12 protein-coding genes are annotated in these 12,036 nt (G+C 66.7%); 4 read left to right on the top strand and 8 right to left on the bottom strand.

Annotation, left to right across the window (positions count from 1 at the left end; translation table 11 throughout):
- The first annotated feature begins 143 nt into the window (after positions 1-143).
- On the top strand, positions 144-941 hold the full coding sequence (locus tag RCH15_RS03685) for an SGNH/GDSL hydrolase family protein (RefSeq protein WP_409017213.1): 798 nt from the start codon (positions 144-146) through the stop codon (positions 939-941).
- Here RCH15_RS03685 and RCH15_RS03680 read toward each other — a convergent pair.
- Genes RCH15_RS03680 through arsB form a run of 4 tightly spaced genes read right to left on the bottom strand, consistent with a single transcriptional unit; the run spans position 938 to position 4,939 of the window.
- Positions 938-2,359, bottom strand: a complete 1,422-nt coding sequence (locus RCH15_RS03680; RefSeq protein WP_326958141.1) for an FAD-dependent oxidoreductase — start codon at positions 2,357-2,359, stop codon at positions 938-940. The genes RCH15_RS03685 and RCH15_RS03680 overlap by 4 nt on opposite strands.
- A 29-nt stretch (positions 2,360-2,388) precedes the next feature.
- Entirely contained in the window at positions 2,389-3,366 is a 978-nt protein-coding gene (trxB, locus tag RCH15_RS03675; RefSeq protein WP_326958139.1) for a thioredoxin-disulfide reductase, read from the bottom strand.
- A 27-nt stretch (positions 3,367-3,393) separates the two neighbouring features.
- Positions 3,394-3,816 carry an arsenate reductase ArsC gene (locus RCH15_RS03670; protein WP_326958138.1) on the bottom strand — a complete coding sequence of 141 codons (423 nt, stop codon included), beginning with the start codon at positions 3,814-3,816 and terminating at the stop codon, positions 3,394-3,396.
- Positions 3,817-3,841: 25 nt separating this feature from the next.
- Entirely contained in the window at positions 3,842-4,939 is a 1,098-nt protein-coding gene (arsB, locus tag RCH15_RS03665) for an ACR3 family arsenite efflux transporter (protein WP_326958136.1), read from the bottom strand.
- A gap of 113 nt (positions 4,940-5,052) precedes the next feature.
- Here arsB and RCH15_RS03660 point away from each other — a divergent pair, with 113 nt between their 5' ends.
- Complete coding sequence (locus RCH15_RS03660; RefSeq protein ID WP_326958134.1) at positions 5,053-5,403, top strand: ArsR/SmtB family transcription factor; 351 nt, start codon at positions 5,053-5,055, stop codon at positions 5,401-5,403.
- 89 nt (positions 5,404-5,492) lie between these two features.
- Here the strand turns inward: RCH15_RS03660 and arsA are convergent, their stop codons facing one another.
- Together arsA and arsD are read right to left on the bottom strand one after the other, a co-directional pair.
- Entirely contained in the window at positions 5,493-7,256 is a 1,764-nt protein-coding gene (gene arsA / locus RCH15_RS03655; protein WP_326958132.1) for an arsenical pump-driving ATPase, read from the bottom strand.
- Positions 7,253-7,657 carry an arsenite efflux transporter metallochaperone ArsD gene (gene arsD / locus RCH15_RS03650; RefSeq protein WP_326958130.1) on the bottom strand — a complete coding sequence of 135 codons (405 nt, stop codon included), beginning with the start codon at positions 7,655-7,657 and terminating at the stop codon, positions 7,253-7,255. The genes arsA and arsD overlap by 4 nt, the downstream gene beginning before the upstream one ends.
- A 228-nt stretch (positions 7,658-7,885) precedes the next feature.
- On the opposite strand from arsD, the gene RCH15_RS03645 reads away from it, so the two are divergent.
- Positions 7,886-8,383, top strand: a complete 498-nt coding sequence (locus tag RCH15_RS03645; protein WP_326958490.1) for a hypothetical protein — start codon at positions 7,886-7,888, stop codon at positions 8,381-8,383.
- Positions 8,384-8,527: 144 nt separating this feature from the next.
- On the opposite strand, the gene RCH15_RS03640 is transcribed toward RCH15_RS03645, so the two are convergent.
- Entirely contained in the window at positions 8,528-10,012 is a 1,485-nt protein-coding gene (locus RCH15_RS03640) for a CoA-acylating methylmalonate-semialdehyde dehydrogenase (RefSeq protein ID WP_326958128.1), read from the bottom strand.
- 32 nt (positions 10,013-10,044) lie between these two features.
- The gene (gene mmsB, locus RCH15_RS03635; protein WP_326958126.1) at positions 10,045-10,947 is read right to left on the bottom strand and encodes a 3-hydroxyisobutyrate dehydrogenase; all 903 of its coding nucleotides are present in this window, start codon (positions 10,945-10,947) and stop codon (positions 10,045-10,047) included.
- A gap of 130 nt (positions 10,948-11,077) precedes the next feature.
- Between mmsB and RCH15_RS03630 the strand changes: the two genes are divergently transcribed.
- Complete coding sequence (locus tag RCH15_RS03630; protein WP_326958488.1) at positions 11,078-11,977, top strand: LysR family transcriptional regulator; 900 nt, start codon at positions 11,078-11,080, stop codon at positions 11,975-11,977.
- Positions 11,978-12,036: the final 59 nt, after the last annotated feature.

Genomic DNA, 12,036 nt, shown 5'->3' with positions numbered 1-12,036 from the left:
CATTCTTACAGTTACCCGGAGGTAACAACCCCCGGTGGCGTAGCTCTGCAGGAAAGGGGCACCATGGAAAGGTGAACGAAACTGAAGCCCTTGAGAACGTCCCCGAGAACGCCATCACCCACCCCTGGACCCGCTACGTGGCCATGGGTGACTCCTTCACGGAGGGCATTGGCGATCCCGAGCCGGCGAGCCCGGGCGGACACCGCGGCTGGGCTGACCGGGTGGCCGAGGAACTGAGCCGCGGCCATGAGGGCTTCGCCTACGCCAACCTGGCTGTCCGCGGCCGGCTTCTGCAGCAGATCGTGGACCAGCAGCTGGCGCATTGCCTTTCGCTCCGTCCGGATCTGGTGACCCTGTCCGCCGGCGGCAACGATCTGATCCGCCCCGGCGGGGATCCGGACGCCCTGGCCGAGAAGCTGGACTCCGTGGTGCAGATCCTCAGTTTGGCCGGTGCCACCGTGGTGCTCTTCAACGGTCCCGACACCGGGTCCTCGGTGCTGGGGCGGGTACGCAGCAAGGTGGCCATCTACAACGAGAACCTCCGGACCATCGCGGCCCGCCACGACGCCATCATTGCCGACATGTGGTCGCTGCGGCAGCTCCACGATCCGCAAATGTGGGACGCGGACCGCCTGCACTTCTCACCGCTGGGCCACCACACGATCGCGGCGATGGTGCTGGATTCCCTCAACGTCGAGCACACCTTGGAGCCGCTCTCCCCCAAGCCCCTGCCGCCGCGCAGCTGGCGGCAGGCCCGGTCCGGGGACCTGGTGTGGGCCCGCGAACACTTCATGCCGTGGGTGGTCCGCCGGATCCGGCACCGCTCCTCCGGGGACGGCATCACGGCCAAGCGTCCCCTTCCGGGGCCGGTCTTCGGCCCCGGAATACCGCTTGGCTCGGGCGAGGGCCCGCCCGGTACCGAAGATCCCGTGCGTTCCTAAGGAACGCCGGGGTGGTTCCTCAGCCCGGCGGCCAGCCCGGAGCGGCCGTGGGCCAGCCCGGTAGGGAAGCCGACGAGGACCGGTTCTGGCGCTGCACAGCAGCCGCCTGCCGTTTCCGCCATCACACCGATCGGCGCGGCGGCTGGGACGTCGCAGCTTGTGCTGGCGTCGGACGAGCAAACGCCGGTCTCCGGGAGTTCCAGCCGGACGGCGTCGGCGGACTGCTGGTCGCCGGCCAGGGCGGCGGCTACGGACCGGACCTGTTCGTAGCCGGTGGCAAGCAGGAAGGTCGGCGCGCGGCCGTAGGACTTCATGCCGACGATGTAGAAGTCCTGCTCCGGGTGGGCAAGCAGCCTGGCGCCGTGCGGTTGGACGGTTCCGCAGGAGTGGAATTCCGGGTCGATCAGCGGGCCGAGCCCGCGCGGGGCTTCCACAGCCGGGTCCAGTTCGAGCCGGAGTTCCCGGAGGATGTCCAGATCCGGGCGGAAGCCGGTGGCCGGAACCACGACGTCGGCCTCGAGCGTGCGGCCGTCGGTGGAAGTCACGGTGACGGCGCCGTCGCTACCGCCGGCCACTGCAAGGGCGGCGATGCCGAACCCGGTATGCAGTTCCACGGCGCCCGAATCGACGAGGCTGCGAAGCCGGCTGCCGAGCCGGCCACGGGCCGCCAGCCCGTCGGCGTCACCGCCACCGTAGACCTTGGCCGGGGAGGCGCCGCGGATGGCCCACACGATCTTCGTTCCGGGCACCTGGGCCGCGAGCTCGGAGAGACTGATCAGGGTGTGGGCGGCGGAATGGCCCGCGCCGACCACGACCGCCGTGCGGCCCGCGAACGTCCCGCGGTCGCGGCCCAGGACGTCCGGCAGCGGCGGGGAAATCCTGTCAGCTGCGGCGGCTTCGCCGGGGGCGGTCAGGCCTGAGGTTCCGAGCGGGTTGCGCATGGACCATGTACCGGAGGCATCGATGACGGCTGCGGCCCGGTGATCGAGGACCTCTCCGCTGGCGTGTTCGACCCGGACCACGAACGGTGTGGTGTTCCGGTTCCGTGAGTGTGTCTTGTCCATTCCGAGGCGGGTTACTGCGACGACGCGGGCGCCGGTGTGCAGACGGGACGCGATCGCGGGTTGCGCGGCAAGCGGGCTGAGGTAGCCGTCGATGAGTTCACCGCCCGTGGGCAGTGCCGTGGCCTCCGGTAATTCCCAGCCGGTGGGCTTAAGCAGCCGGACGGCAGCGGCATCGGTGTTGTACTGCCACGGGGAGAACAGCCGGATGTGGCGCCACTGCGCCACCGCCGCGGCCGCCGTCGGACCGGTCTCGAAAATGGATGGTTCGATCCCGCGTTCGAGCAGGTGTGCCGCCGCAGCGAGGCCGACCGGCCCGGCTCCGATGACAGCTACCGGAAGGGTGTCCTCGGCCATGATGTCCTTTCGTTTATCGATAGTGCCGCTCAGCCGTGCGTGGGTGCCTCGACGAGGGCAGTGGCGATGCTGTCCGCGTCGTCCAGGGCTGCGAGGTAGCGTTCGGCGTCGAGTGCGGCCGCGCAACCGGTGCCCGCGGCGGTGATCGCCTGGCGGTAGCGATGGTCCACGGCATCCCCGCACGCGAAGACGCCGGAGAGGTTGGTGACCGTGGTGGGCGAATCGACCCTGATGTAGCCCTCGGCGTCGAGATCCACCTGGCCGTGCAGAAGCTCGGTGCGCGGGACGTGTCCGATGGCGACGAAGATGCCGGTGGCGGCGTGCTCGCGGGTGTCGCCGGTGACCGTATCGGTGAGGGTGACGCCGGTGACCTTGCCCTCACCGTGGATGGCGGTGATGGCGGAGTTCCAGGCGAAGGTGATCTTGGGGTTGTCCTTGGCCCGCTGGGCCATGATCCGGGAAGCGCGCAGCTCATTCTTGCGCACGACGACGGTCACGGATTTTCCGAAGCGGGTGAGGAAGGTGGCTTCCTCCATGGCAGAGTCACCGCCGCCAACGACGATGATGTCCTGGTCACGGAAGAAGAACCCGTCGCAGGTGGCACACCAGGAAACACCGTGGCCGCTGAACTTCTTCTCCTCGGGCAGGCCGAGTTCCTTGTAGGCGGAGCCGGTGGCGAGAATGACGGCGGGTGCCTCATAAATTTCCCCGGCGCCGGTGACGACCCGTTTGAGGTGCCCGGTGAGCGTCACGTCGGTGACGTCGTCGAACACGACCTGGGCGCCGAACTTCTCGGCCTGCTGCTGCAGTCCGTCCATGAGCTCGGGGCCCTGGACGCCGCCCGGGAAGCCGGGGAAGTTCTCAACCTCGGTGGTGTTCATCAGGGCGCCTCCCGCGGTGACGGCACCGGCGATGACCAGGGGTGCCAAACCGGCGCGGGCGGCGTAGATCGCGGCGGTGTATCCGGCGGGGCCGGACCCGATGATGATCAGTTGTTGTGTGCTCACGATATGTCTCCTGGTGCTGGGAACGGGTTACTTGGCGGCGGGCGTAAGGGAAGCGATGAGGTCCTCGATGCGGCCCTTGATCTCGTCGCGGATAGGCCTGACGGACGCGACGCCCTGGCCGGCCGGGTCTTCGAGTTCCCAGTCCTCGTAGCGTTTGCCCGGGAAGATCGGGCAGGTATCACCGCACCCCATGGTGATGACGACGTCGGACTCCTGCACGGCCTCGGCGGTGAGGACTTTGGGGATTTCGGCAGACATGTCGATGCCGAGCTCGGCCATGGCCTCCACGGCGGCCGGGTTGACCTTGTCGGCAGGCTGGGAGCCGGCGGATCGGACCTCGATGGTTCCCTTGGACAGGGTGGTGAGGAAGGCGGCGGCCATCTGGGAGCGGCCGGCGTTGTGGACGCAGACGAAGAGGACGGAGGGCTTTCTGGTGGTTTCGGTGCTCATGGAGTCTCCTGAAATGTGAGGGAATTCAGCGGGAAAGGGCGCTGGAGGTGAAGTAGCGTTCGCGGGCCCAGAGTGCCCCGTATACCAGTGCAACAAGGACGGGGACTTCGATCAAGGGCCCCACGACGCCGGCGAGCGCCTGGCCGGAGGTGACGCCAAAAGTGCCGATCGCGACGGCGATGGCGAGCTCGAAGTTGTTGCCGGCGGCGGTGAAGGCGAGCGTGGTGGTTTTGGCGTAGCCAAGACCCAGCCCCTTACCGATCAGCATGCCGGCGGCAAAGACCACCAGGAAATAGACCAGAAGCGGCACGGCGATCCGGGCGACGTCCAGCGGGCGGGAGGTGATGGTGCCGCCCTGCAACGCGAAGAGCAGCGTGATGGTGAACAGCAGGCCATAGAGTGCCCACGGCCCCAGCTTCGGCAGGAACGTCCCCTCGTACCAGTCGCGGCCTTTAGCCTTTTCCCCGAGGGTCCGGGTCAGGAATCCGGCCAGCAGCGGGATCCCCAGGAACACCAGGACGGAGGCGGTGATGGCCCAGAAGGAGAAGTCCGCGCTGGTGGTCGGCAAGCCCAGCAGGGCGGGCAGCGCCTGGAGGTAGAACCAGCCCAGGGCGCCGAACGCGATGACCTGGAAGACGGAGTTGATAGCCACCAGCACGGCGGCGGCTTCGCGATCGCCGCAGGCGAGGTCGTTCCAGATCAGCACCATGGCGATGCAGCGGGCCAGTCCCACGATGATCAGGCCTGTGCGGTACTCGGGCAGGTCCGGGATGAAGATCCAGGCCAGCGCGAACATGAACGCGGGCGCCAGGACCCAGTTCAGCACCAGGGAGGTGATCATGAGTTTGCGGTCCCCGACCACGCGGTGCGCCTGGTCGTAGCGGACTTTGGCGAGCACCGGGTACATCATCACCAGCAACCCGATGGCAATCGGCAGCGACACGTCGCCGACCTTGACCGACTCAAGCGCGGTGTTCAGTCCCGGGACGAAGCTGCCCAACAACAGCCCCAGGACCATGGCGGCCATGATCCACACCGGCAGGAAACGGTCCAGGGTGGAGAGCCTGCCGACAGCTGCGGCCTCCCCTCCCCGGGTGGGCGACAGGTCAGTCTGGATGCTCACGGGGCTCCTGTGGTTCTTGGCCGTTCATGGGTTCAAGCCATAGATTGATGCTTATCGATATGAAGTATGTCCGGCCATATCGATGAATGTCAATCCATGTGCATAATTGACACATGAATTCCCTGCAAACTCTGGGTCCCGATGTCGACGGCGCCCGCTGCGTACCGTCCGGCCGGTCCGGCCTCAGCGCAGAAGACGCCCGGCGCACGGCCCTCGTGTTCAAGGCCCTGGCCGATCCCAACCGGCTGCGTCTGCTCTCCATCGTCAAGGGCGAGGCCTCCGGTGAATCGTGTGTGTGCGACCTCACCGAGCCGCTGGACCTGGGTCAGCCCACCGTGTCCCATCACCTGAAAATTCTGGTCGACGCCGGCCTGCTGCACCGCGAAAAGCGCGGTACCTGGGCGTACTACTCCCTCGTACCCGGCGCTATGGAGCGGACGGCCGGCCTCCTGGCTTCCCTGTGAGCTGCAGTCCGGGAGCTGCAGTCCGGCGCCGGAGGTCACCGTCCGGCCGATGCGCGACTCTGACGTGCCCGGGCGGGCCTGGAACCACGTCAGGCCGGCAGGGAGCTGAGAGCGGTCAGGGCCGCCAACTTCTCTTCACCAATCGGTTCTTCGGCCAGCAGCGGAATGAGCGCGAAACGGTCCGTCAGTTTGTGCACCTTCGTGATTTGTTCGATTTCGCTCGTTGCGCGGGCCCGCAGAAACGGCGTCTGCGGATGTGCGGCGGCGATCGAGTTGTTGATCACCCAGGACCACGGATAAATCCCGGCCCGTTCCAAATCGTCTTTGAGTTCCCCGGCTTCCAGCACGGGCGTCGTTTCGGCCAGGGTCACGAGAACGACCTTGGTCTGTGCCGGATCCTGCAGCCGCATGAGCGGTGTCACGAATCCCATGGTGTCACCGACCTGGCGGGCGATCTCCCGGTGGTAGGAACCGGTGGCGTCCAGGAGAAGCAGCGTGTGGCCGGTCGGTGCCGTGTCGATGACCACGAAGTGCCGGCGGGATTCCTGCACCACCCTTGAGAACTGCCGGAATACCGCGACTTCGTCCGTGCACGGGGACATCAGGTCCTCAGCGAGGGCCGCGCGCCCGTCGTCGTCCAGGCTTCGGCCCTTGGTTTCCATCACATGGCGTCGATATTCCGCAATGGCCGCTTCCGGATCGATGCGCGAAACCGTCAGGCCCGGGATGGAACCATGGAGGGTTTCGGTGAGGTGGGCCGCGGGATCAGTGGTGGTGAGGTGCACCGCATGCCCGCGCTGGGCGAGGGCGACTGCAATGGCGGCAGCCACGGTGGTCTTCCCCACCCCGCCTTTGCCCATGCACAGTACGAGGCCGTGGCCGTCGAGCTCCATTTCGTTCACCAGGGCAGCCAGCGGCGCGTCTTCAACGTCGGGCGCCAGCGCGGCGTCACCGGTGATATTGGCGCTGGAAGTGGCCGCGAACAGGGACTCAAGCGCCGGGATGCCGACCATGTTGCCCGGCAACAGGTCCAGGACGTCCCGGGGCAGGGCGGCGACGGCCTTGGGTATGGCTGCGATGGCTGCAGCTTCCCGGGCGCGCAGGGCCTGCGCCAGGTCCTCGTCGCCGGCGGCTTCGGGCAGGACGCCGTTGACAACGACGTAGCCGCCGCCGATTCCGATCTGGTTGAGTTCGAGGTACGTCCGCTCAATCTCGGTCAGGGACGAGGTCTGCGCGCGGGCGACGAGGACAAGCCGGGTCTTCGCGGGGTCCGTGAGGGTCTGGACCGCCTTGGCGTACACCTGCTTATGCTTCTCCAGCCCCGACAAGGGGCCCAGGCAGGACGGATCGCCCTTGCCCGCCTCGAGAAAATTTGTCCACGACCCGGGCAGCTGCAAGAGCCGGATGGTGTGGCCGGTCGGGGCGGTATCGAAGACGATGTGGTCATACTCGCCGTAGGACGTATCGTCGGCGAGCAGGTTCGTAAACTCATCGAAAGATGCGATCTCCGTCGTGCAGGAACCCGAGAGCCCTTCGGCAATGCCGCCCAGCTCCGCCTCGGGCAAGAGACCGCGGACGGGTCCGATGATCCGTTCGCGGTAGGCGTCGGCAGCCTGCTCCGGGTCAATTTCCAGCGCGGAGAGACCCGGCGCCTCCTTGATGGCGGTGACGGCGTTTCCGATCGTGACGCCGAAAACCTGCCCGAGGTTGGACGCAGGGTCGGTACTGACAAGAAGGACGTTTTGACCGGCTTTGGCCAGGGTGAGCGCTGTGGCGCAGGCGACGGAGGTCTTGCCCACACCGCCTTTGCCGGTGAAGAACAGGAACCGGGGTGCGTTGTCCAGAAACTTCACGCCCGGACCTGACTGCAGCTCGACGTGCCGCCGCAGCAGCCGCCGGACTTTCCCCCCGGGCCGAGGTCCGGGCGCGACTGCGGTTCCACCTTCGCTTCGCCCAGTCCGGCAAATGCGAGCAGCGCGCCCCGGCTCGGGTAGTTCCCGGTGGCCACCGTGACGCCGTCGACGGTGGTGAGCGGAAGGCCCTTGGATCCAACCAGGTGCATGAATCCACGGACCGTTTCGTCCGACACGAAGGCAGTCGGCTCGCTGGCCAGGTTGTAGCGCGCAATGTCAGCACCGAGGCCTTTCAGATGCCGGACGTCCGCGGTGATATCCACCAGTAACTGGTCCACGTCGGGGCCGCAAACACCGGTGTCACAGCAAAGCGCGGATTCATAGATGCGGATGGCGGGCATGTGGTTCTCCTCGGATTTCCTGGCGTTTCGATGCGATACCGAAACACTGGGCCCTCGTCAAGGTCTTCCCCGCAGGGTAGTCCTCAGCAGAATAAGTGCCCACGATGAGTATATCGATAATCGTCGATAGATGAAAGCAGGTGCGGCATGTCCTGGCGGGCACGTCGCAGAGGGGCCGCGCGTTAGGCTGGAAGCACCTCTCTCGAAAGGCCCGGTACCGTGAGCAGTATGTTCTTTTGGATCATCGTTTTGTCATTCCTGATCCCGATGGCGATGCGCTACTACAAGAAGTCGGTGCGCGGCCGGAACCAGAACCAGGGCATGCCCGGCGGACCGGACCAATTCGGGCAGTTTCCCGGCGATCCGTCCGGGGGCGGTGCCGGCCGCTACCCCGGGCAACATAGCAACCAGCCACGCGACGGGTTCACCCAACGTGATTACTACGGCGGCTTCGGCCAGCTCGGCGCACCGCAGCCGCCGGCCACCCCGCAGCCCCCGGTCCCCTATGAGGACAGCCCTGAGTATCTGAACAACCCGCCGCAGGCTTGGCGGCCGCCGGCGGCGCAGCAGCAGCCCCCGGCCCCGGCTCCAGAGGCGCCGGCCCCGCCGTCGGCTCCGCAGGGGTTCCGGGCCCGAAAACTTGCCGAGCTTGATCAGCGCTACAGCGAGGGCGAGCTCTCCATGGAGGACTACATGGCCCAGCGAGCGGAGATCATGAAGGGCTAGCGAAACCGGCGGCCGATCCGCGCCGCTGGGCTGGAAATGTCCTTGCCCGCCTACTCTAATCCCGGAGCCTGCAAGCAACGAGGGGCCACCCGCAGCCCGGATGGGCGCGACGTGACCCCTCGTTGTTCTGGAGGCAAAGAACTGTCAGTCGACCTGCGGGAACCCGAGGTCGATCACGGACGTGGACGGGTCCGGCCAGCGGGTGGTCACGACCTTGCCCCGGGTGTAAAAGCGGATGCTTTCCGGGCCGTACATATGGGTGTCGCCGAAGAGCGAGTTCTTCCAACCGCCGAAGGAGAACGTCCCCACCGGCACTGGGATCGGCACGTTGACACCCACCATGCCCGCCTCGACGTCGAATTCGAACTGCCGGGCGGCGCCGCCGTCACGGGTGAAAATCGCCACGCCGTTGCCGAACTCGTTGTCGTTGACCAACGTGACGGCGTCGGCGTAGGTCTCAACGCGGACCACGGACAGGACTGGTCCGAAGATTTCGTCGTCGTAAACCTTCATGCCGGGCTTGACGTGGTCCACCAGGCTGACGCCGATGAAGAAGCCGCGGGAGTCGAACGTCTGGTCCCGTCCGTCCACCACGACAGAGGCGCCCTCGTCCGCGGCGCCGGCCACGTAGGAGGCCACCTTGTTCCGGTGCTCGGCGGTGATGAGCGGTCCCATCTGCGAGGCCGGGTCCGTGCCGGGACCGATCTTGAGCGTGGCCATCCGGGTTTTGATCCCCTCGACGAGTTCGTCGGCGATGTTCCCCACGGCGACAAGGACGCTGACAGCCATGCAGCGCTCGCCCGCGGACCCGTAAGCGGCGGAAACGGCGGCGTCTGCGGCCATGTCCAGGTCCGCGTCCGGGAGCACCACCATGTGGTTTTTGGCGCCGCCCAGGGCCTGGACCCGCTTGCCGTTCTCGGCGGCGCGCTTGTAGATCGACTGGGCGATCGGCGTTGAGCCGACAAAACTGACGGCCTTCACATCCGGGTGCTCCAGCAGGACGTCGACGGCTTCCTTGTCGCCGTGCACCACGTTGAGGACACCGTCGGGCAGGCCGGCTTCGGCGAAAGCCTGCGCAATGAAGAGGGCCGAGGACGGATCCTTTTCGCTCGGCTTGAGCAGCACCGTGTTGCCGCAGGCAAGGGCGCTGCCAATCATCCATAGCGGCACCATGGCGGGGAAGTTGAACGGCGTGATGCAGGCGACGACGCCGACCGGCTGGCGGACGGAGTGGACATCCACCCCGCTGGACACCTGCTCGGAGCGTTCCCCCTTGAGCGCGTGGGAGAGGCCCGTGGCGAATTCGATGTTCTCCAGCCCGCGGGTGATCTCGCCCTCCGCGTCGGAGAGGACCTTGCCGTGCTCGCTGGTCAGCAGGGCAGCCAGTTCGGGCCGGCGCTGCATCAGCAGTTCGCGGACCCGGAAGAAGATGGCGGTGCGTTTGGCCAGGCTCGTGGCGCGCCAGCCCGGCAGGGCGGCACGGGCGGCGGCGACGGCTTCCTCGACCCGGGCGGCGGAGGCCAGGGCTACTTCCTTTTCCTGTTCGCCGGTAGCGGGGTTGAAGACGGGGCCGTAGCGCTCGGCGTCGGACACCAGGGCGCCGTTGATGAAGTGCGGGATACGTTCCATGGGGTGCATCGCTTTCTAAAGGGTTTGGAGGTCTAGCTGGCGGACTCGAGCGAGCCGTCCACCAACTTGACGATTGCCGAGCAGTCCGTGCCGGACTGGCCGGCGTCGATAAGCCGCTGGAAAAGCTGCTGGACGTGCGCACCGATTTCCAGCGGCGTGCCCGTGTCCGCCGCGGCGCTGATGGCAAGGCCGATGTCCTTGTTGGCCAGCTCAGCGGTGAACGTCGGTGCAAAGTCGTTGTTGGAGGCGGCGGTGGGGACCACACCAGCCACCGGGTACCAGGTGCGCAACGCCCAGCTGTCGCCGGAGGAGACAGAGGCGATGTCCCAGAAAACCTGCTTGTCCAGGCCGAGCCGGTCAGCAAGCACGGCGCCCTCGGCGGTGGAGGCGAGGTTGATGAAGAGCATCAGGTTGTTGCAGATTTTGGCAGCCTGCCCGGTGGTGGCACCGCCGGTGGGAATGATGTTGGCCGCCATCGGACGGATGTATTCGGTGGCATCCGCGACTGCGCCGGCTTCGCCGCCGATCATGAACGTCAACGTGGCAGCCTTGGCGCCGCTCATCCCGCCGGAGACCGGCGCATCGACGAAGCGGAAGCCTGCCTCCGCTGCGGCGTCGTGCAAAGCCTGCGCCGAGGCGATATCGATCGTGGAGGAATCCACCAGCAGGGTTTTCGTGTCCGCGTGGGCCAGCACGCCGTCAGTGCCAAGGTAGACGGCACGGGCATGCTCACCCTTGGGGAGCATGGTGAAGACGACGTCGGCGCCCTGCACCGCCTCGGCGATGCTGCCCGCGGGCTTGACTCCCCCGGCCTCGGCGGCGGCTAAGGCCTCGGCGTTGAGGTCAAAGCCGCGCACCTCGTTTCCGGCGTCGGCGAGGTTCACCGACATGGACCCGCCCATGTTTCCCAGTCCGATCCAAGCGATTACTGCCATGGCTAAGCTCCTTTGCTTTGCGTTTGCTGTCCGTCCAGCATCACATCCTGCTAGAGTGCAATCAAGGCAAAAAATTACAGAGGGCATGTGCATCAATGCACATGACTCGATTTGAGGAGTTCCGGTGGACCTGAGGCGGCTTCCAAGTCCGGACGACCTGCTCATCCTGCTGACCGTGGCCCGCCTGGGCCGGTTCAATGCGGTGGCGGAAACGCTGGGCACCACCCACACCACTATCTCCCGTCGGATTCTCGCGCTGGACAAACAGCTTGGCGGGCGAACTCTGGAACGAAGCCCCCAGGGTTGGGAGTTGACGGACCTGGGCAATGAGGCGGTCGCGGCCGCCGAGGCGATCGAGGGAACCCTCGGTGCGCTCACGAACCGCATCGCCCGGTCCGAGGACGTGCTATCGGGTCTGGTGCGGATCAGCACCCCGGATGGCTTTGGTGCGGAGTTCGTCGCCCCGGCGCTGGTCCGGCTCCAGCGCCAGCATCCGCTGCTGAACGTGGAAATTCTCAGCGCCACACGCAAGGTCAGCCAGAACCGGTCCGGCGTGGATCTCGAGGTGGTCGTGGGCAATCTGGACGTCAGCAATGCGCAGACCATTTTCCTGGCCAACTACTTCCTCCGGCTTTATGCCAGTCCGCAGTATGCCCGCGAACACGGCCTTCCGGAAACGCTCGACGACGTCCGGCAGCACGGGTTCGTCTCCTACGTCGAGTCCGCGCTGCAGGTCGCCGAACTCGGCCACCGATCGACCCAGCTGCCCATGCCCCGCTCCAGCTTCCAGGCCACCAGCATCTTCGCCCAGCTTGAGGCCGTCCGGCGGGGCGGCGGGATCGGCCTGCTGCCCAACTTCCTGGCGGTCGGGGACCCCGCGTTCCTACCGGTACTGCCGGACGACTTCCAGCGGCAACTGCCGATCTGGGCGGCGGCCCGCCCGGAATCACTGCGCTCAGCCCCGGTGCAGGCCGTCCTTGAAGCGCTTCGGACCGAGATCTCCAAACGCCAGGAGATCCTGGCAGGCTGAGCCGCCTCCGCCGACCTGCCTTTGCCCGCTGGGCCCTTTTCGCCTGCTGGGCCGGGTAC

Source organism: Arthrobacter sp. MP_M4, assembly GCF_035984855.1.
In the GTDB taxonomy this organism is placed as follows: Bacteria; Actinomycetota; Actinomycetes; order Actinomycetales; family Micrococcaceae; genus Arthrobacter.
Note: the sequence above shows the minus strand (reverse complement) of the source record. Positions and strands in the feature narration are given on the sequence as shown.

Coding starts and splice junctions, on each gene's coding strand:
- RCH15_RS03685 (WP_409017213.1), top strand. CDS start 144: ATGGGTGACTCCTTCACGGAGGGCATTGGCGATCCCGAGCCGGCGAGC.
- RCH15_RS03680 (WP_326958141.1), bottom strand. CDS start 2,359: ATGGCCGAGGACACCCTTCCGGTAGCTGTCATCGGAGCCGGGCCGGTC.
- RCH15_RS03670 (WP_326958138.1), bottom strand. CDS start 3,816: ATGAGCACCGAAACCACCAGAAAGCCCTCCGTCCTCTTCGTCTGCGTC.
- RCH15_RS03660 (WP_326958134.1), top strand. CDS start 5,053: ATGAATTCCCTGCAAACTCTGGGTCCCGATGTCGACGGCGCCCGCTGC.
- arsD (WP_326958130.1), bottom strand. CDS start 7,657: ATGCCCGCCATCCGCATCTATGAATCCGCGCTTTGCTGTGACACCGGT.
- RCH15_RS03645 (WP_326958490.1), top strand. CDS start 7,886: ATGTTCTTTTGGATCATCGTTTTGTCATTCCTGATCCCGATGGCGATG.
- RCH15_RS03640 (WP_326958128.1), bottom strand. CDS start 10,012: ATGGAACGTATCCCGCACTTCATCAACGGCGCCCTGGTGTCCGACGCC.
- mmsB (WP_326958126.1), bottom strand. CDS start 10,947: ATGGCAGTAATCGCTTGGATCGGACTGGGAAACATGGGCGGGTCCATG.